Raw genomic sequence first — 18460 nt, 5'->3', positions numbered from 1 at the left:
TCAGATTAATTTGTTTTTGTATTATATGAATAATCATTATTTTGTTCCTGTTATTAAAGTTTAGGAATTATTAAGTGAGCACACAAGAACTCGATCATAACCATCGTTATGAAATTAAATCTCCCGATGATGTTTCACAATTAATTTCCAAGTTTGCAGGGAAGGGTAAATCGAATAAAGTTATTTGGTTGGCACTAATTGGCGTGTTTATTGATGCCTATGATTTAACAACGCTCTCTTTCGGTATTGAGCAAGTTATCTCAGAATTTTCCTTAAGCCCTGTCATGACTGGTGTGGTGGCTTCAGCAATTGTCTGCGGAACCATTGTAGGTAATCTGATTGGTGGTTGGCTGACAGATAAAATCGGCCGTTATCGAGTCTTCATGGCAGACATGGTGCTCTTTGTTATTGCGGCAATTGTTGCTGGTTTTGCACCGAATGTATGGGTTTTGATTTTAGCCAGATTTATTATGGGGATTAGTGTTGGTATCGATTTGCCTGTTGCAATGTCATACTTATCTGAGTTTTCAAAATTTAACGGGAGTAGCAATAAGGCAGCGCGTTTAGCTGCATGGTGCCCAATGTGGTATGCCGCTTCTTCGGTGTGTTTTGGTCTAGTTCTGGCACTTTATTTTCTTTTACCACCTGAGCATAGCAACTGGTTATGGCGAGCATCTTTAATTTTTGGAGCAGTGCCAGCGTTACTCATTATTTTTATTCGCGGTAAATATTTAACTGAGTCACCCATTTGGCTTGCAAACCAAGGCGATTTAAAAGGGGCAGCTCAAGTTCTACAAGAATCCTATGCAATTAATGCAGTCGCTACAGTTGAAAAAGTAGAAAGAACTGCTGAAAAGAAAAAGCGCGAGGGTTTTGCAGTTTTATTTAATAAAACCTATTTACCAAGAACGATTGTGGCAATTGTGATTCACATTTCGGTGGCATTTCAGTACACGACCATTGCTTTCTTTTTACCTTCTATTTTAACGCGTTTCTTTCATACCGATGTCTTGACGACGATTACTACAACGCTCGGACTCAATTTACTATTTGCATTTACGGGCGGGTTGTTAGGCGTATTTGTTGCTAGCAGATTTAAATCTCGTCATGTGTTGCTTACAGGCTTTTTACTCCAATTTATAGCCCTTATTACCTTAGCATTAATTGGTGAACCCGGTAATAGCTTTTTACTCTATACCGCAATTGGCATGCTCGGTTTATGGCTTTTTGCCGAAGGCTTTGGGCCAGGGGCACAAATGATGGTTTATCCAACCATGGCTTATCCAGCTTCGATTCGTGGCGTTGGTGTTGGCTTTAACCGTGCAGTAACGGGTGTTGCTCAAGCAATCGCTTTGTTTGTTTTACCAATCTGGATGGCGGGATATAAAACCGATGTTTACCTGATTATTTCTATCTTTGCATTTATTCCTTTAATTGTGATTGGATTGCTGATTAAGTTTGAGCCTACCGCCCAAGATGTCGATGTTATTGATGAAGATAAAACAGAACTTCCTCTCAATAATTCACCTGTAATCGACTAGAGTAAAAATAGATATCTAAATGAAAACAAAGGCCAACAATTGTTGGCCTTTGTTCTTGGAGTTAGAAGTAATAAGCAAAAATCACAAACGCTTTTTTGTTCCATTTATCATTGCTTCCACCAGCCGCAAGGCCTTCGCTATCGCCTAAATATGGGTCATGTTTACCCATCAGCAACTCGGCTTGTACCGTCAATTTTTGATAATTAAACGCAATACCCGGAATAAAACGGGTGGAGTCTTTAAAGCCATCTTGCTCTTTGCGATAAGAACTATAGTTTAGGTATGGACGAACAGAGGTAATAGGGCCAAATTGCTGAGGAAATAAATAGCTCAGTTCGGCTGAATAAATCTGACCTTTGGTTGCCGAGTTAAATGAATAATCGAAACCGCCCAAAGTTAGGTGGTCTTTATATTCAGTGTCGGCATTATCAATGTCTTGATAACCAGCCAAAAGCTGTAAATTCCATTGATTATAATTGGTATTGCTAAAAACCGAATAGACTTGGCGATCTCCATCTTGCCCTGAACGCTTGTTTTCAATAGTGGAATACCACGCAGAGGCGCCCAGTTGGGTAGAGAAATTTTCTTGGCCTAAGACATTTTTAAAGGTATGAGCACCACGAACAACAATGGAGTTCTTTTCTTTAGTATTGGTGCCTTCTGGTACTGAGTCATCTGCATTGACAGGGTTGATACTAAATCGACTCGAGTCTTTGCTTTTACCTCTATAGGTGCCACCATCGGTAGGATAAAAGGCGAGTTGTGCTTCATTGATTCCATCATTGAAATCATATTTCACCCCAAGGTTGTGTACATCTTCCCAACCAGCACTATTGGCAATGCCTAAATAATAAGTATTTCCCCAAAAGCGACCCAAGCCAAAAGGAACGGGGTTTAAGCCAGCAATAATTTTACTGTTGTCATTAATTTTATAACCCATCCATGCATCGGTGAGCCAATTGGCATCGCCTAAATGCCCGTAATATTCATAAATCCGATAATCTAAGCGGCCAATCCATTTCGAGGAGTTGTAATCTAGCCATAATACGGCGTCATTAAAAGAAAATTTACTGGTAGAGGGTTCAGAGTCAAAATCATAAACATATTTAGCCCGAACAGTACCACTTACTTTAAGTTCACCTTCTTCAGCATTGCCAAAGGTAAGCGCTGCATGACTTGAGAGGCTGAATGTAATTAAAGACGTTGTAATTAATGTTTTTTTCAAAATTTGAGAATGTTTAAACAAAAGAATTTTTCTCCTCTTAAAAATAAAAATTAAATTTGCGTCATGTATAAACCAGAAAAAGATTTGCCCAAATCTCAATATTTGCAGAAGATTTAAGATAAAAAGATAATAAAATCTGAACTTTATATAAAAGAATAAAAATTAATTAGATGCAAAACTCTGGATGCAATAAGCAAAAATAAAAATGCTCAAATACGAGAGGATAAAATACTTAGAGGGCATTTGTCAGGTTTTTCTCATCATATGATTTGTGAATATCGTTTTTAATTATTGATATATAAGTATTTTAATTTTTATTTTAATCTGTAAGTTTACTTAAAATTTGCTTTTTACCAAAAGATAAAAACTTATAAGGAAAAGTTATTTATAAAAATTAGATAAGCAACTCATATTTTTTTATTTTTCATTATAAAGCCGGCTGCATACCATGGGCTTATATTATTGAAAGATCATGAAATTATGAGCACGAAGACCAAACCGTTGATTATCACGGCAATTGTGGTTGTAGCAATTGTTGCATTTATCGTATGGCAAAATAAGAAAGATAATAATACGGGTGCTTCAGTTCGTGACAACAAACCTGTCGTGATTGCTTATCAAACTGGGGTTGACCCAAGCAAAGTTGCACAGGTTAACGGAGATTATGAAAAACATAGTCAACGTACCATTCAATGGAAAAAATTTGATGCGGGTTCAGATGTAGTTAATGCACTTGCTTCAGGTGATGTGGTACTTGGTAATATTGGTTCAAGCCCACTTGCTGCTGCGGCAAGCCGTGATTTACCAATTGAAGTATTCTTAATTACTTCAAAAATTGGTGGGTCTGAAGCATTAGTGGTGAGTAATAAATCAGGCATTAAAACCCCTCAAGATTTAATTGGCAAAACCATTGCTGTACCTTTTGTTTCAACAACCCATTACAGCCTTTTGTCTGCACTTAAACATTGGAACATTCCAGAAGACAAAGTAAAAATTATTAACTTGCGTCCACCTGAAATTTCAGCGGCGTGGGAACGTGGTGATATTGATGCTGCCTATGTTTGGGAACCTGCATTAAGTAAAGCTAAAGCATCTGGTACGGTTTTAACTGACTCGAAACAAGTCGGTGAATGGGGTGCTCCAACTTATGACTTATGGGTTGTACGTAAAGATTTTGCAGAGAAAAACCCTGATTTCTTAAAAGCTTTTGTTAAAACTACGCTTGAGCAGCTTGAAAAATATAATCAAGATCCAGCCGCTTACGTTAAAGATGCCGATAACGTGCAAAAAATTGCGCAGCTCACAGGTTCTGATACAAAAGATATCCCACTTTTATTAAGTGGAAATATTTACCTTGACCACGCTCAGCAAAAACAAACTTTAGATGGTGAATTTGCACAAAATATTTTTGATACGGCGAAGTTCTTAAAAGGTCAGGGCAAAGTCGATCAACTGAAAGCCGATTATAAAGGCAATGTGAATTCTTCATTTTTGCAGCCTTAAGGAGTTGTCATGAGTGTACTAGAAGCCAAACATATTCATCTGACTTTTCCTAAACAGCAAAAGCCAGTTTTACAAGACATTAATTTAACGATTGAAGAAGGTTCTTTAACCGTGATTTTAGGCGAGTCAGGTTGCGGTAAAACAACTTTGCTTAATATCTTGGCAGGGTTTCAAATGCCGAGTTCAGGGGATGTGCTTGTAAATCATGAAGTCGTAACTGGACCAGATGTAACTCGCGCTGTTGTATTTCAGGATCACGCCTTACTTCCTTGGTTGAATGTTGCAGATAATGTTGGCTTCGCTCTGCAGTTAAAAGGTTTAAAGCGTGCAGAGATCGGAACACAAGTAAACGCAATTTTAAAAATTGTAGGTTTAAGTCACGTTGAAAAAGCCAATATTTGGGAACTTTCCGGTGGTATGAAACAACGTGTTGGTATTGCCAGAGCTTTGATCAGTCATGCGCCGTTTATTTTATTAGATGAACCTTTTGCGGCATTAGATGCTTTTACGCGTGAAAACATGCAGCAATTAGTGCTCGATTTATGGATTCAACAGAATAAAAGCTTCTTTTTAATTACTCATGACATTGAAGAAGCATTATTACTCAGCAATCAGCTGGTACTAATGACAGCGCATCCAGGCAAAATTGTAGAAACTCTACACCTCGATTTTGCTCAACGATATCGTCAGGGCGAGTCTATTCGTTCAATTAAATCGGATCCTCAATTTATTCAGCTCAGAGAACAGTTATTTGAAAGTTTAAGGGCACAAAAACAAAGCGGTAAGGAGGCGTTACCTACATGAACACTAAAGATAACGTCTATGAATATGACAAAGCAGAGCTTAAACCTGAGTTAAATGTGCAAACAGAAAATGCTTCATTTCTATCATCATTTTTTGAGAAGCATCGTACTTTGGCGGTCAGCATAATCAGTGTGGGAAGTGTAGTTGCACTCTGGTTCCTCATTACTGCTTTGCATGTTGTACCTGAACTTTTTTTACCGAGTCCACAGGCAGTCTGGCAAAAATTTATATCGGTCAGCCAAGAAGGCTTTATGAAAGCAACTTTGTGGCAACATTTGGCAGCCAGCATTTCTCGTGTATTTTTAGCTTTGATTGCTGCCGTTGTGATTGGTGTTCCGCTGGGTTTGTGGATGGGGCTGAACAAATGGGTTCGTGCTGTTCTAGATCCTTTGGTTGAATTATTACGTCCAGTTCCACCGTTAGCTTATTTGCCATTACTTGTTATTTGGTTCGGTATTGGTGAAACCACAAAAGTACTTTTGATTTTCTTCTCGATTTTGGCGCCTGTCATTATTAGTAGTGCGCATGGTGTGTTAAGCCATCAGCTTAATCGTGAACGTGCGGCATTGTCATTAGGGGCAAGTCAGTCACAAGTCTTTTGGCATGTCATTTTACCAACCGCTTTGCCTCATATTATTACCGGTATTCGTATTGGTCTTGGGGTGGGCTGGTCAACATTAGTTGCAGCTGAGTTGGTTGCAGCGGACCGTGGTATTGGTTTTATGGTGCAATCGGCAGCACAGTTCTTAATTACCGATACGGTGATTCTGGGCATTATTGTGATTGCGATTGTCGCAGTTAGTTTTGAGCTGTTTTTACGTTGGTTACAAAAACAGTTTTCTCCTTGGTATGGTCAGCAGTTGTAGTAAAGAAGATGAATACAGTAGTAGCAAACTTAAATATAGAAGTGATCAAGCCTACCATTGGCGCAATTATTCACGATATTGATTTGAATGCGTTAAATGAACAGACAACGAAACAAATCCAGCAGGCTTTGCTTGATCATCAAGTCATTTTTTTTCGAAAGCAACAATTAGCTCCGCAAGCACAAGCAGACTTGGCCCGTAGTTTTGGCACGTTGCATGTGCACCCGATTTATCCTTCAATTGAAGATGTACCTGAGGTGATGGTACTCGACAGTTGGAAACAAGATTTGCGTGACAATGAACTTTGGCACACAGACGTGACTTTTAGTAAAACTCCACCTTTAGGTTGTGTGTTGCAAGCCATTAAAATTCCATCTGTAGGCGGTGACACGTTGTGGTCGAGTAATACAGCAGCTTTTAAAGGGCTTCCGCTTGAGTTACAGCAAAAATTGCGTGGCTTAACTGCAACACACGATATTCGTAAGTCTTTTCCACTTGAGCGTTTTGCCCATAACGAAGAAGAGCGTGAAAAGCTTTTACAAACCTTTAAGCGTAACCCGCCAGTAGTTCACCCAGTGGTACGTACTCATCCGGTTACAGGTGAGCCTTTGTTATTTGTAAGCGAGGGTTTTACCACACACATTAATGAGTTACCCGAGCAAGAAAGTGAGCAATTACTTAACTTCTTGTTTGAACATGCGACCCAAGAGCAATTTCATTTACGCTGGAAATGGCAAGACGGTGACGTCGCGATTTGGGATAACCGTTGCACACAACATAAAGCATTATTTGATTATGGCGACGCCCATCGAATTATGCACCGCGCAACTATTAATGGCGATGTGCCATTTTATAAAGAAGAACAACAGCCAGAGTTAGCAGAGGCTTAATTCTTTTGATTATTTTTCGTTTCAATTCCAACTCTGAGTTTTGAGCTGGAATTGAAACAGTAAATCTTTAGCGTACTCCAAAACCTGACAATATGCCTGTGTAGTTCTTTACAGGAGGTGAGGCCCAATCACCAACTTTGCTGGTTTTTAAATTTAACTGAACTAACATTTCAGCTTGTTTAACTGCTGCTGCAACGCCGTCAATAACAATCACTCCCAATTCGTTTTGTAGTTTTAGGCATAAATCACTCATACCTGCACAGCCTAAAACAATTGCATCGCTTTTATCTTCTGCGAGTGCTTTTTTGCACTCATCTCGTATGGTCCGATAAGCATCTGAGTCAGGAAGCTCTAACTCTTCAACTGCAATGTCACAAGCTCGAATATTTTTGCAAAATGGTGTAGCCCCATAGCGATGAGCCAGATGCCAGCTCATATTTACTGTGCGTTGTAAGGTTGTGACCACACTAAAACCAGTACTGACATAACTTGCAGTTCGCATAGCTGCTTCGGCAATCCCAATCACAGGTGCCGAACTGATTTCACGGGCGGCATAAAGCGCAGGATCACCAAAACAGGCAATAACGTAAGCATCTACATCTAGAAGTTCACCTTGGCGAATTTCCTCTAGCACACCTATGGCACTTAGGGCTTCATCATAATAACTTTCAATTGTTGCAGGGCCCATTTGAGGACTCACAGCAATAATTTGAGTATCAGAATTTGCGACTATCTTTGCTGATGCAGCAATTTTGTCAGTCATGCTTTGGGTGGTATTAGGATTAATAATTTTAATTTTCATTGTACTTTTACCTTAGTCATTGCCGATTTAGCATGGGCAAGCGGTTGGTTAAGAAATCGGTAAATGACAAAACCGAATCCCATCCCAATAAACCATGTGAAATTAGCCAGCCCAGACAGTTGTGGTAAAAGTACGCAGAGAATAGGAATTAATGAAGCTGGAATTAACGCATAAAAGGCAGAGTGGTTATAACCATTTTTGTACCAATACGAACCTTTGGTATCTAAGGTATATAAATCATCTACCACAATTTTTTGTTTTTTAACGAGGTAAAAATCGGCTATCAATACGCCAAAAAGCGGACCGATAAATGCACCTAAAATATCAATGGTGTAATGGATCACTTGAGGATTATTAAACAAATTCCATGGGGTAATGAAGATCGAACCAACTGCTGCAATCATTCCACCCATGCGCCAGCTAATTTTGCTCGGTGAAACGTTGGAAAAATCAAAGGCAGGTGAAACAAAGTTAGCGACAATATTAATCCCAATGGTGGCAATCATTAAGGTCAAACTACCTAAAATGACTACAAATGTGTTATCCAGTTTTCCAACCATCTCGACAGGGTCTGTAATGAGCTTGCCGTAGACTGGAAGCGTTGCCGCAATACACACCACAGTAAGTAAAGAAAAGCCTAAGAAGTTAATCGGTAGGCCAAGAAAGTTGCCCATTTTAATCGCGTTAAAGCTTTTACCATAACGAGAGAAGTCACCAAAGTTCAGCATCGGCCCTGAAAAATATGAAACTACAAGCGCAATAGCACCAATCATGACTGGTACAACCGCAAAGCCGTTGTATTGAACACCACTCAAGTTTAAATCAATATTTTGCCAGCCAGCTTTCCAGATCAGCCATACTGCCATCGCAAACATAATTACGTAGACAGCTGGGCCTGCCCAGTCAATAAACTTACGAATACTGTCCATGCCAGACCAAAAAACAATCGCTTGCAGTAGCCAAAGCAGCATGAAGCCAACCCATCCTAAATAGGAAAGCCCGAGAAAGCCGTAAGTTGAAACATCAGCATAGGCTGACCATTCTGGAAAGAACTTTAAAATGACCAATAAGAATGCACTTGAGGCCAAATAGGTTTGAATGCCATACCATGCGACAGCAATAAGACCACGAATAACAGCAGGAATATTTGCACCAAGCACACCGAAAGTGGCACGACAAATAACAGGATAGGGTGTGCCTGTTTGTTGGCTAGACTTGGCAATCAGATTTGTAAAAAACTGAACTATGGCAATGCCGATGAGTAAAGATAAAAGTACCTGCCAGCTATTTAGCCCAAGTGCAAAAAGGCTCCCAGCCATGACATAGCCACCGACACTATGAACATCAGACATCCAAAAGGCAAAAATATTATAAGCGCCCCAAGTTTGCTTTTTTAAAGGAGCTAGGTCTTGATTTGTTAGCTTTGCATCATAAGAAGGTTTAATTATTGCTTCGGTATTATTCATCTTGAACACTCACTTCCCTTATGTTGGGCGGGCACGTTCTTCAGCAGCTTGAAACTCTGGCTAAAAGAATGAAGTTAAAATTGTGCACAATGTGATATTTGGATTGTGCACAATTATATTGAGCAAAAGTTATGCCAAACTTGAGATGTGGTATTGATGATTGATTTCGCTTGATACGATTTTGGAATATGAAGAGACAGATTTATAAAATGATAAGTGCTTAATTTTTTATAAAAAGTAAATAAATTTAGGTGTATAAGTTGATATTTTAAGGTTTATTTTTGAATTGTTCAGCAGCACATAGTTGCTGTGGAAATGAGAGTAATATTCCCAAAAGGTTAAGTTAAACTTACACTACAGTTATTAGATAAAGTTTTAAAAAGAGGAGGCGTTAATAAAAATGGAGAAATCAATGCCATCGAATGCACCAAAAAAAGCCTTAGAAATGAGCAATGATGAAATTGATGACCATATATATAACGCAATTGTAGATGCTATTTTAAATAGGCAACTTGCCCCTGGCGCACGTTTAGTAGAAGCACCTTTGTGTGAAGCATTCGGTGTAACGCGAGGAGTGTTAAGACGTGTTTTCGTAAAACTTGCCCATGATAAGGTCATCGAAATTCAGCCCAATCGTGGGGCACTCATCGCAAAACATAGCGCTCATGAGACAAAAGAGGTCTTTGAAGCACGCAGCATGCTTGAAATCGCCACTGTAAAAAAGCTCGCTCAAAAGTCACATAACCTAGATTTTAGTGAGCTTCGAGGCTTAGTAGATCAAGAGTCTCATGAGCGTTTAGCTGGCAATTGGGCCGAGTGGATTAAGCTATCGGGGCAATTTCATTTAAAGCTGATTGAAGCAAATCAAAATACGATTATGACCAGTTATTTGCAGACGCTTATTGCAAGGACTTCATTATTAATTGGCTTATATGAAATTCCAAAACATAATAATTGTTCGGCAGATGAACACCGTGCAATTTTAGATGCGATTGAACAAGGCGATGAAAAACGAGCCACTCAATTGATGGAAGAGCATTTAGAACACTACGCGACGACCTTTATTGAAGAAGACAGCACAGCAACAGCAGAGCAAAATTTATTAAATTTATTTAAAAATAAGAAGATTGAAACCATTTAAACTAACTGAAAATCATGGGCCAATTTCCTATGGAAAAGGCCCGGATTAGTTATTTTATAGGAACGATTTGACGTGTTAAAAAATCAATAAATAGTTTTACTTTCTTCGATAAAATCTTACGGTTTGGCCATGTGACATATAGGTGAAGCGGTTGACTGGTGTAGTCTTCCAAACATTTTTGTAATTTACCTTCTTTATAGTAAGGCTCTGCAATAAACTCTGGAAGAAAAACAATACCGTGATCTTTCAAGCACATATCTAATAATAATTCACCATTATTACAGGTCATCACAGGGAAGCAATTAAAGGACACTTCTTTTTGATCTTTTTGAAAGATCAACTTCTTATGTCGGCTATCCTGATAGTAAATTAGAAACTTATGTTCTTTAAGTTCTTCTAATGAATCTGGCAATCCATGCTGATTAAAATACTCAGGTGTTGCATACAAATATCGTTGATAGGTATTTAATATTTTACTATTTGCCAAATTTGGAGGAGAGCCATCTACACGAATGGTTAAATCAAATTTATTATTATTCATGTCTAATAGCTGATCAGTCATGAATAAATCAATTTTGATGCTCGGATATTTCTCTATAAAGTCCGAAATGATATGTTGAAGAAAAATGTTGCTAAAAGACATTGGTGTATTGAGCTTGAGTTCGCCTTCAGGGTACTGCTGATTGTAGCTAATTTCATATGCAGCCCATTCGAACTCACTTAAAATGACTTTGCTATGTTGATAAAACTTTTCCCCACAAGAGGTGAGGTTCATCTGTCTTGTTGTTCGAGTTAAAAGTGTGGTTCTGAGGTCGTTTTCGAGGTAGCAAACACGTTTGGCAACTAAGTCACGAGAAATATCGAGTGCTCTGGCTGCGCTACTAAAATTCCCATGTTCTACAACACTTACAAAAGTGGAAATACAGTCTAATCGATCCATGGATAAGCGAAAGGTAAAAAATATATATCAATGATTAAACTATAAAAATTAAAAAGCAATCATTGTTTTGATTGTATTCGTACAGAATACAGATTCGTGGTGATTTGCTGTCTATGCTTTTACATTTTTATCTGTTTTCATAATAACCAGTAAGCAATTCTAATGCATTACTCATAAGGAATAATGGAGTTTACCCATGAATAAATCACTTTTAGAACAACTATCACCAACCAATTGTCAGGTTATTTTTATTGATCATCAGCCACAAATGGCTTTTGGGGTACAGTCAATAGATCGCCAAGTATTAAAGAATAATACTGTAGGGTTAGCAAAAGCAGCTAAAACATTCAATATTCCTGTCACCATTACCACGGTTGAAACGGAAAGCTTCTCTGGTCATACCTATCCAGAGCTTTTAGACGTATTTCCAGATGCTCCATTACTAGAGCGTACTTCAATGAATTCATGGGATGACCAAAAAGTACGTGATTCGCTTGCAAAAAATAATCGTAAAAAAGTGATTGTTTCAGGTTTGTGGACTGAAGTGTGCAACAACACCTTTGCTTTTGGTGCGATGCTTGAAGGGGATTATGAGATTTATATGGTCGCGGATGCTTCAGGTGGTACATCGAAAGAGGCTCATGACTATGCCATGCAACGCATGATTCAAGCTGGTGTTGTTCCGGTAACTTGGCAACAAGTATTACTTGAATGGCAGCGTGATTGGGCACACCGTGATACGTATGATGCAGTTATGGCGATTGTCCGTGAACACTCTGGTGCTTACGGTATGGGTGTGGACTATGCCTATACGATGGTACATAAGGCACCTGAGCGTACAACATCAAAACATGAAGTACTTGCACCAGTTCCTGCAAAATAAAACACTACTGATTTAGGTAAAGGCATGTCTAGTATTCAATATTTAAGTGATATTAATACAGATATGCCTTTATTTTTTAGAACGATAATTCACAAGAATGGAGTTCAGAATGACCGAAATAAATCTCATACTCAAAAACGGTAAAATCACAACTTTAGATCCAAAAAATCCAGAAGTACAAGCAATTGCGATTGCAGAGGGTAAAGTCGTACGCACGGGTACAAATGAAGAGATCATGAAGCTCGCAACAGCGACGAGCAAAGTTGTAGACTTAAATGGTCGTCGCGTTATACCGGGTCTAAATGACAGTCATTTGCATATTATTCGTGGTGGCCTAAATTACAATATGGAGCTGCGCTGGGAAGGTGTGCCATCTGTTGCCGATGCGTTACGCTTACTCAAAGAACAAGCAGACAATACTCCAGCTCCACAATGGGTTCGTGTCGTAGGCGGATGGACTGAATTCCAGTTTGCCGAAAAGCGTTTACCGACTTTAGAAGAAATTAATAAAGCTGCACCAGATACTCCTGTCTTTGTTTTACATCTATATGCCAGTGCTTTGTTGAACCGAGCTGCACTTGATGTATTGGGCTTTAACAAAGACACACCGGACCCACCTGGCGGCAAGATTGTACGAAATGAAAAAGGTGAGCCAACAGGACTGTTGCTCGCAACGCCATCCGCTATGATTTTATATTCGACCTTAGGTAAAGGACCGAAATTGCCAGTTGAAGACCAAGTCAATTCAACTCGTCATTTCATGCGTGAGTTGAACCGATTAGGTATTACTTCAGCAATTGATGCAGGCGGTGGTGGTCAAAACTACCCTGAAGATTATGATGTGATTAAGCAATTACACGATCAAAATCAAATGACCGTACGTATTGCTTATAACCTATTTGCTCAGAAGGCAGGCCAAGAACTTGATGATTATCGTCGCTGGACAGAAATGACATTTCCGGGCGATGGTGATGAGCTATTTAGAATGAATGGAGCAGGTGAGAACCTGACTTGGTCAGCGGGGGACTTTGAGGACTTCTATGAACCACGTCCAGATTTACCAGAAAAAATGGAAGGTGAACTCGAAGCTATTGTAGAGCACTTGGCTGAAAAGAAATGGCCATTCCGTATTCATGCAACTTATGATGAAAGTATTAATCGCTTACTGAATGTATTTGAAAAAGTAAATTCAAAACAGCCATTTGCGACACGATTTATTATTGACCATGCCGAAACTGTATCTGAGCGTAATATTGAACGTATTGGCGCGTTGGGTGGTGGTATTGCCATTCAACACCGTATGGCATATCAAGGTGAGATTTTCGTAAAACGCTATGGTGCCGAAGCCGCTCAGGCAACGCCACCAGTCAAGAAAATGTTAGAACTTGGTGTTCCTGTGGGTGCGGGGACAGATGCGACTCGTGTTGCTTCTTATAACCCTTGGGTGTGTTTGTATTGGCTAAGTACTGGTAAAACAGTCGGCGGTTTACCTCTCTATGATGAAAAAAATCTATTAGACCGTCAAACAGCACTCAAACTCTGGACTAAAGGTTCAGCTTGGTTCTCAGGTGAAAAAGATGTCAAAGGTTCACTAACAGCAGGAGAGCTTGCTGATTTGGTCGTATTATCTGATGACTACTTTAAAGTTGAAGCAGAAGATATCCAGTGGATTGAATCTGTACTTACTGTTTTAGGTGGCAAAGTGGTGTACGCAGGGGCAGAGTTTAAGCACGACGATCCGCCGTTACCGCCAGCATCTCCAACATGGTCGCCGGTAAAACGCTTCGGTGGTCAGTGGCGTTTATCTGAAAACCGTAATGCTCCTTCCAATCAATCATTACAGTCACAAAGTGCATTGTGTGCATGTGCTAGCAGCTGTGGCATGCATGGACACAGCCACGCTTGGATGCTTGACGTGCCTGTAAATGATAAGGACAAAAAATCTTTCTGGGGCGCACTTGGGTGCTCGTGTTTTGCATTTTAAATAAAACAGTATGGGAACCTGCTGATTAAATGGCTTGATTCTCTAAGGTATGTACGATGAAAATGTACTTGTTATCTTTGGCTGTAGGGTTGCTTGTTGGTGTCTTATATTATGTTTTAAATGTTAAGTCACCAGCTCCACCTCTTGTTGCATTAGTAGGTTTATTAGGCATGGTAATAGGAGAGCAACTGCTTCCTTTTATTAAATCCTATTTTTAATCCGTTTCATTCAGAAAAAGCTAAATGGTGCCATGCCATTTAGCTTTTTATATTAATAAATATCTTCAATTACTTTATACGGCGGCCTTGTTCATCAATGATTACTTCGCCATCTTCTTTTGCAAAATAGCTTAAGTTTTGTGTATCTAAAATATCCAATACAATCTCAGAAGGGCGGCAAAGTCGCGTGCCTTTTGGTGTAACCACAAATGGGCGATTAATTAAAATTGGGTACTGAACCATAAAATCAATTAACTGTTCATCGGTCCAATGGCCTTGTTCCAACTCTAACTCTTTATATGGATCAACATTTTTACGAATTGCTTCACGTACAGTTAAGTTTGAATTCTTAATGAGTTGGATTAGCTCATCTTTACTTGGTGGTGTTTGCAAATATTCAATAACGATAGGTTCAATTCCTGCATGACGAATAAGCGCCAATGTATTGCGCGAGGTTCCGCAAGCAGGGTTATGGTAAATCTTCACTAGCTCAGTCATGGTAAATTTATTGTCAAATTAAGATATTGCATTTATATATGGATATCCGTATATTTGCAATAACGAATATATTCTGCTGAAGATATGATCAACCAAGTCGATTTCTTTAAATGTCTATCTGACCAAACTCGGTTAAACATTCTTAAATTAGTTCTAAACAAACAAAATATTTGTGTTTGTGAGCTAACAGAACAGCTTGAGTTGAGCCAACCGAAAATCTCCAGACACTTAGCTTTGTTACGAACTCATGGCATTTTACTTGATGCACGACAGGGACAATGGGTGTATTACAGCGTCAATCCAGATTTACCCAATTGGGCTGTTGAAGTTTTGAAAACTATAGCAAACCAAGATGAAAATTTAGTGAATCAATCATCTTCACAGTTTTCTTCTATTTCTACCTATTGTGAGTAAGACCATGAAATTCTTATTTTTATGTACTGGAAACAGTTGCCGTAGCATTTTGTCAGAAGTTTTATTTAACAGTTGTGCACCAGAAGGCTGGAAAGCGTATAGCGCTGGGAGTAAACCATCAGGACAGGTACATCCATTAACGATTGAAACTCTTGAAAACTTAGGTCTTTCAACAGATGGGTTATGGAGTAAAACGATTGATGACTGTGAACAATATCAACCAGATGTTGTTATTACAGTCTGTGACTCCGCTGCGCAAGAAGCATGCCCACTATATTTAGGTGGTGCAATCAAAGCACATTGGGGTTTAAGTGACCCATCTCACTTAGACTTGCCGAAAGAAGAAAAGCTTAAAGCATTCCAAGAGACTGTAGCTCATATTAATCGTCGTTTAGATGCTTTGTTTGTACTTGATGTTGCGAACTTAAACCGTTCACATTTGATTGCTGAGATTAATAAAATCTCTCATATTGAGTAAGAGAGCCGAGATGACTAAGCAAAAGCTTTCTTTTTTAGACCGTAACCTGACGCTATGGATTTTTATTGCCATGGCTTTAGGCTTAGCGATTGGAGTTTTCTTTCCTCAGGCATCTGTGTCTTTAAATGAATTAAGTGTAGATAACGTTAATATTCCGATCGCAATCGGCTTAATTTTGATGATGTATCCACCTTTAGCAAAGGTTGATTATGCTACGTTACCAGAAGTATTTAAAGATAAGAAAACCTTAACTTTATCGTTGGTACAGAACTGGATTATTGCTCCAGTTTTAATGTTCCTACTTGCGATAGTTTTCTTGCATAGTTATCCGGAATACATGACAGGCCTGATTTTGATTGGTTTGGCACGTTGTATTGCAATGGTTTTGGTGTGGAATGGTCTAGCTTGTGGTGATAACCAATACGTTGCAGCTTTGGTTGCCTTTAACAGTATTTTCCAAATTTTGTTCTTTAGTACCTACGCCTGGCTTTTCTTAACCTTCTTACCTCCGTATTTTGGTGTGGCAGGGCAAGTCATTGATGTGAATTTTTGGACTATCACACATGCGGTTTTGGTGTACTTAGGTATTCCATTCTTAATGGGGTTCTTGACGCGTTTGATTTTAGTCAAGTCGAAAGGGTTGGAATGGTATCAAACTAAATTTTTACCAAAAATCAGCCCAATTAGTTTAATTGCTTTACTTTTTACCATCGTGGCGATGTTTAGCCTAAAAGGTGGTGATGTAGTGAGCTTGCCTTTAGATGTATTGCGTATTGCTATTCCACTCACGATTTACTTTGTGGTGATGTTCTTTATTAGCTTCTTTATGAGTAAACGTATGGGGAATAACTATCCACGTACCACTGCTATTTCGTTTACTGCGGCTGGTAACAATTTTGAGTTAGCTTTAGCGGTTGCCATTGCAACATTTGGTTTGGCATCACCTGTGGCATTTACCACAGTGATAGGACCATTGGTTGAAGTACCCGTTTTAATTTCACTCGTTACCGTTTCTCTTTGGTTAAAGAAAAAGTATTTCTCAGATGAACAGTCTTAATAATGATTTATCAAATGTAGCGTTAGATCTTTTAGATAAACCTACATTTGAGCAAGTGCAAGCGCAGCAGCTTGAGCATCCACCTCGCATTTTATTGCTATATGGTTCTAATCGCGAACGTTCTTATAGTCGTTTTGCTGTGCTGACTGCTGGGCAAATTCTTGAATACTTAGGTGCTGAAGTCAAAATCTTTCATCCTAAAGGTTTACCTTTACCTGAGGATGCAGAAACAGATCATCCGAAAGTTCAAGAATTACATGCGCTTTTGGCTTGGGCAGAAGGTATGGTGTGGTGTTCACCCGAACGTCATGGCGCGATGAGTTCAATTTTAAAAGCCCAGATTGACTGGATTCCTTTGGCAGCCGGAGCAATTCGTGCAACTCAAGGTAAAACCTTAGCAGTCATGCAAGTTAGTGGTGGTTCGCAGTCGTTTAATGCGGTCAATCAAATGCGTATTTTAGGCCGTTGGATGCGCATGATTACCATCCCAAATCAGTCTTCAGTTGCTAAAGCCTTTTTAGAGTTTGAAGAAGATGGCAGTATGAAACCATCCTCTTACTATGACCGAATCGTTGATGTTATGGAGGAGTTGTATAAGTTCACTTTATTAACACGTGGGCAAAAACAATACCTGACAGATCGCTACTCTGAGCGTAAAGAGTCGGCAGAAGAGCTGGCAAAACGAGTAAATCAAAAATAAACAGTTTTATAAAAAAGTGCTCCACTCGGGGCACTTTTTATTGTTTAGCTTTTACATTCAGGCCATTGTGGGCAAAAGTTTTTGCAATAGTTCAATAAAGTTTGAAACTTTGGCTGAACTCTCATTTTCTCGTGTAATCAGGTAAATAGGCGCGTTTAGTTTTATTGAATCATCAAACTCGCGATATACAATTTCATGTTCCCAAAAATTATGCATTGAGGCCGGCACAATCGTTATACCAATTCCAGCAGCGACTAAATTTAATGTAGCGGTAGGTCGAGGCGCTTCTTGAATAATGCGTGGACTAAAACCTGCTTGGTAGCAACTATATAAAATATTGTCATATAAACCTTGTCCTGAAGAACGACGGTATAAAACAAAATTTTCATTTGATAAGTCATTTGAACTAATTTTTTCTTTTTGTGTAAGTGAATGGCCTATAGGCAATGCCACCATCATTGGCTCATCTAATATATGGTGATGTTTTAACCCAATATCACGGCTGATTGGTGCTCTTAAAAAAGCGATATCAAGTTTCTCTGAGATTAGTCGATCTAATTGTTTTTGGCTGCCTGCTTCTTCAAGTTTGGTTTGTACTTTTGGATATATTTCTCGATATGACCGCAATACGAGTGAAATAAGCGGGTGTAAACCTGCGGAACTTGTAAAACCAATATTGAGTTGTCCAGTTTTACCTTGGCTAACATCTTGGACTAATTTTGGAATATGTCTGGCATGTTCTAATAAAAGTTGTGCTTCTTTAAATAAGGCTAAACCAGCCTCAGTTGGTTCAATTCCTCGAGGCTGGCGAATAAGTAATTGTGTACCAAGTTCTTCTTCGAGTTTTTTAAGTAAACGCGTTAGAGGCGGTTGTTGAATAAACAATCGGTTTGCGGCATGCGTAATATTCCTTTCTTCAATTACCACAACAAAGGCATGGAGCTTATGTAAATCGAGCATAGGAATACCTTTATGGTATGGTTAATGAAAATAAAAGCATTTGTAGATATATCACAAAAGTATCATTCTATCTTGGTCAGATAAAGTGAA

General features: G+C 39.0%; 19 protein-coding genes. 13 read left to right on the top strand and 6 right to left on the bottom strand.

The window, feature by feature from the left end; all coding sequences use genetic code 11:
* The first annotated feature begins 74 nt into the window (after window positions 1-74).
* On the top strand, window positions 75-1541 hold the full coding sequence (locus tag KIP84_RS10285; RefSeq protein WP_005069766.1) for an MFS transporter: 1467 nt from the start codon (window positions 75-77) through the stop codon (window positions 1539-1541).
* 61 nt (window positions 1542-1602) lie between these two features.
* Here KIP84_RS10285 and KIP84_RS10280 read toward each other — a convergent pair whose 3' ends face one another.
* Window positions 1603-2787, bottom strand: a complete 1185-nt coding sequence (locus KIP84_RS10280) for a hypothetical protein (protein ID WP_213688402.1) — start codon at window positions 2785-2787, stop codon at window positions 1603-1605.
* Between the two features lie 441 nt (window positions 2788-3228).
* Between KIP84_RS10280 and tauA the strand changes: the two genes are divergently transcribed.
* From tauA to tauD, 4 genes are read left to right on the top strand one after another with little or no spacing between them, the layout of a single operon-like run.
* Window positions 3229-4269: a taurine ABC transporter substrate-binding protein gene (tauA, locus tag KIP84_RS10275; protein WP_213688401.1), complete on the top strand. Its 1041-nt coding sequence runs from the start codon at window positions 3229-3231 to the stop codon at window positions 4267-4269.
* Window positions 4270-4278: 9 nt separating this feature from the next.
* Window positions 4279-5073 carry an ATP-binding cassette domain-containing protein gene (locus KIP84_RS10270; protein ID WP_213688400.1) on the top strand — a complete coding sequence of 265 codons (795 nt, stop codon included), beginning with the start codon at window positions 4279-4281 and terminating at the stop codon, window positions 5071-5073.
* A complete protein-coding gene (gene tauC, locus KIP84_RS10265; RefSeq protein WP_163049825.1) occupies window positions 5070-5939 on the top strand; it encodes a taurine ABC transporter permease TauC in 870 nt (289 codons plus the stop codon). Before KIP84_RS10270 ends, tauC begins: the two co-directional genes overlap by 4 nt.
* Before the next feature lie 8 nt (window positions 5940-5947).
* Window positions 5948-6829: a taurine dioxygenase gene (gene tauD, locus KIP84_RS10260; protein ID WP_199112352.1), complete on the top strand. Its 882-nt coding sequence runs from the start codon at window positions 5948-5950 to the stop codon at window positions 6827-6829.
* A 67-nt stretch (window positions 6830-6896) separates the two neighbouring features.
* Here tauD and KIP84_RS10255 read toward each other — a convergent pair whose 3' ends face one another.
* Window positions 6897-7631, bottom strand: a complete 735-nt coding sequence (locus KIP84_RS10255; RefSeq protein ID WP_199112353.1) for an aspartate/glutamate racemase family protein — start codon at window positions 7629-7631, stop codon at window positions 6897-6899.
* Window positions 7628-9097: an NCS1 family nucleobase:cation symporter-1 gene (locus KIP84_RS10250; protein ID WP_199112354.1), complete on the bottom strand. Its 1470-nt coding sequence runs from the start codon at window positions 9095-9097 to the stop codon at window positions 7628-7630. The genes KIP84_RS10255 and KIP84_RS10250 overlap by 4 nt, the downstream gene beginning before the upstream one ends.
* 400 nt (window positions 9098-9497) lie before the next feature.
* On the opposite strand from KIP84_RS10250, the gene KIP84_RS10245 reads away from it, so the two are divergent.
* Window positions 9498-10238 carry a GntR family transcriptional regulator gene (locus tag KIP84_RS10245; RefSeq protein WP_213688399.1) on the top strand — a complete coding sequence of 247 codons (741 nt, stop codon included), beginning with the start codon at window positions 9498-9500 and terminating at the stop codon, window positions 10236-10238.
* Between the two features lie 49 nt (window positions 10239-10287).
* Here the strand turns inward: KIP84_RS10245 and KIP84_RS10240 are convergent, their stop codons facing one another.
* Window positions 10288-11178: a LysR family transcriptional regulator gene (locus KIP84_RS10240; RefSeq protein WP_005802433.1), complete on the bottom strand. Its 891-nt coding sequence runs from the start codon at window positions 11176-11178 to the stop codon at window positions 10288-10290.
* A gap of 196 nt (window positions 11179-11374) precedes the next feature.
* Between KIP84_RS10240 and KIP84_RS10235 the strand changes: the two genes are divergently transcribed.
* The 3 genes from KIP84_RS10235 to KIP84_RS10225 all read left to right on the top strand — a co-directional run bounded on the left by KIP84_RS10235 (window position 11375) and on the right by KIP84_RS10225 (window position 14263).
* Window positions 11375-12061, top strand: a complete 687-nt coding sequence (locus KIP84_RS10235) for a hydrolase (protein WP_001043290.1) — start codon at window positions 11375-11377, stop codon at window positions 12059-12061.
* Between the two features lie 109 nt (window positions 12062-12170).
* Window positions 12171-14045: an amidohydrolase gene (locus KIP84_RS10230; RefSeq protein ID WP_213688398.1), complete on the top strand. Its 1875-nt coding sequence runs from the start codon at window positions 12171-12173 to the stop codon at window positions 14043-14045.
* Window positions 14046-14101: 56 nt separating this feature from the next.
* A complete protein-coding gene (locus tag KIP84_RS10225) occupies window positions 14102-14263 on the top strand; it encodes a DUF1427 family protein (RefSeq protein WP_000784879.1) in 162 nt (53 codons plus the stop codon).
* 69 nt (window positions 14264-14332) lie between these two features.
* On the opposite strand, the gene arsC is transcribed toward KIP84_RS10225, so the two are convergent.
* A complete protein-coding gene (arsC, locus tag KIP84_RS10220) occupies window positions 14333-14761 on the bottom strand; it encodes an arsenate reductase (glutaredoxin) (protein WP_213688397.1) in 429 nt (142 codons plus the stop codon).
* 84 nt (window positions 14762-14845) lie between these two features.
* Here arsC and KIP84_RS10215 point away from each other — a divergent pair, with 84 nt between their 5' ends.
* From KIP84_RS10215 to arsH, 4 genes are read left to right on the top strand one after another with little or no spacing between them, the layout of a single operon-like run.
* A complete protein-coding gene (locus KIP84_RS10215) occupies window positions 14846-15175 on the top strand; it encodes a metalloregulator ArsR/SmtB family transcription factor (protein ID WP_005076425.1) in 330 nt (109 codons plus the stop codon).
* A 4-nt stretch (window positions 15176-15179) separates the two neighbouring features.
* The gene (locus KIP84_RS10210; protein ID WP_213688396.1) at window positions 15180-15653 is read left to right on the top strand and encodes an arsenate reductase ArsC; all 474 of its coding nucleotides are present in this window, start codon (window positions 15180-15182) and stop codon (window positions 15651-15653) included.
* A gap of 10 nt (window positions 15654-15663) precedes the next feature.
* Window positions 15664-16710, top strand: a complete 1047-nt coding sequence (arsB, locus tag KIP84_RS10205) for an ACR3 family arsenite efflux transporter (protein ID WP_213688395.1) — start codon at window positions 15664-15666, stop codon at window positions 16708-16710.
* Window positions 16697-17410, top strand: coding sequence for an arsenical resistance protein ArsH (arsH, locus tag KIP84_RS10200; protein ID WP_213688394.1), 714 nt, complete (start codon window positions 16697-16699; stop codon window positions 17408-17410). Before arsB ends, arsH begins: the two co-directional genes overlap by 14 nt.
* Before the next feature lie 57 nt (window positions 17411-17467).
* On the opposite strand, the gene KIP84_RS10195 is transcribed toward arsH, so the two are convergent.
* Window positions 17468-18370, bottom strand: coding sequence for a LysR family transcriptional regulator (locus tag KIP84_RS10195; RefSeq protein WP_017386147.1), 903 nt, complete (start codon window positions 18368-18370; stop codon window positions 17468-17470).
* Window positions 18371-18460: the final 90 nt, after the last annotated feature.

Origin of the sequence: Acinetobacter sp. BHS4, from assembly GCF_018454425.1 — a bacterium.
Lineage (GTDB): Bacteria > Pseudomonadota > Gammaproteobacteria > Pseudomonadales > Moraxellaceae > Acinetobacter > Acinetobacter pittii.
This window is presented reverse-complemented; position numbering and strand designations above follow the sequence as displayed.

Excerpts from the sequence above, each read along its gene's own strand:
- KIP84_RS10270 (WP_213688400.1), top strand. The coding sequence starts at position 4,279 with ATGAGTGTACTAGAAGCCAAACATATTCATCTGACTTTTCCTAAACAG.
- tauC (WP_163049825.1), top strand. The coding sequence starts at position 5,070 with ATGAACACTAAAGATAACGTCTATGAATATGACAAAGCAGAGCTTAAA.
- tauD (WP_199112352.1), top strand. The coding sequence starts at position 5,948 with ATGAATACAGTAGTAGCAAACTTAAATATAGAAGTGATCAAGCCTACC.
- KIP84_RS10255 (WP_199112353.1), bottom strand. The coding sequence starts at position 7,631 with ATGAAAATTAAAATTATTAATCCTAATACCACCCAAAGCATGACTGAC.
- KIP84_RS10250 (WP_199112354.1), bottom strand. The coding sequence starts at position 9,097 with ATGAATAATACCGAAGCAATAATTAAACCTTCTTATGATGCAAAGCTA.
- KIP84_RS10245 (WP_213688399.1), top strand. The coding sequence starts at position 9,498 with ATGGAGAAATCAATGCCATCGAATGCACCAAAAAAAGCCTTAGAAATG.
- KIP84_RS10240 (WP_005802433.1), bottom strand. The coding sequence starts at position 11,178 with ATGGATCGATTAGACTGTATTTCCACTTTTGTAAGTGTTGTAGAACAT.
- KIP84_RS10235 (WP_001043290.1), top strand. The coding sequence starts at position 11,375 with ATGAATAAATCACTTTTAGAACAACTATCACCAACCAATTGTCAGGTT.
- KIP84_RS10230 (WP_213688398.1), top strand. The coding sequence starts at position 12,171 with ATGACCGAAATAAATCTCATACTCAAAAACGGTAAAATCACAACTTTA.
- KIP84_RS10225 (WP_000784879.1), top strand. The coding sequence starts at position 14,102 with ATGAAAATGTACTTGTTATCTTTGGCTGTAGGGTTGCTTGTTGGTGTC.
- arsC (WP_213688397.1), bottom strand. The coding sequence starts at position 14,761 with ATGACTGAGCTAGTGAAGATTTACCATAACCCTGCTTGCGGAACCTCG.
- KIP84_RS10215 (WP_005076425.1), top strand. The coding sequence starts at position 14,846 with ATGATCAACCAAGTCGATTTCTTTAAATGTCTATCTGACCAAACTCGG.
- KIP84_RS10210 (WP_213688396.1), top strand. The coding sequence starts at position 15,180 with ATGAAATTCTTATTTTTATGTACTGGAAACAGTTGCCGTAGCATTTTG.
- arsB (WP_213688395.1), top strand. The coding sequence starts at position 15,664 with ATGACTAAGCAAAAGCTTTCTTTTTTAGACCGTAACCTGACGCTATGG.
- arsH (WP_213688394.1), top strand. The coding sequence starts at position 16,697 with ATGAACAGTCTTAATAATGATTTATCAAATGTAGCGTTAGATCTTTTA.
- KIP84_RS10195 (WP_017386147.1), bottom strand. The coding sequence starts at position 18,370 with ATGCTCGATTTACATAAGCTCCATGCCTTTGTTGTGGTAATTGAAGAA.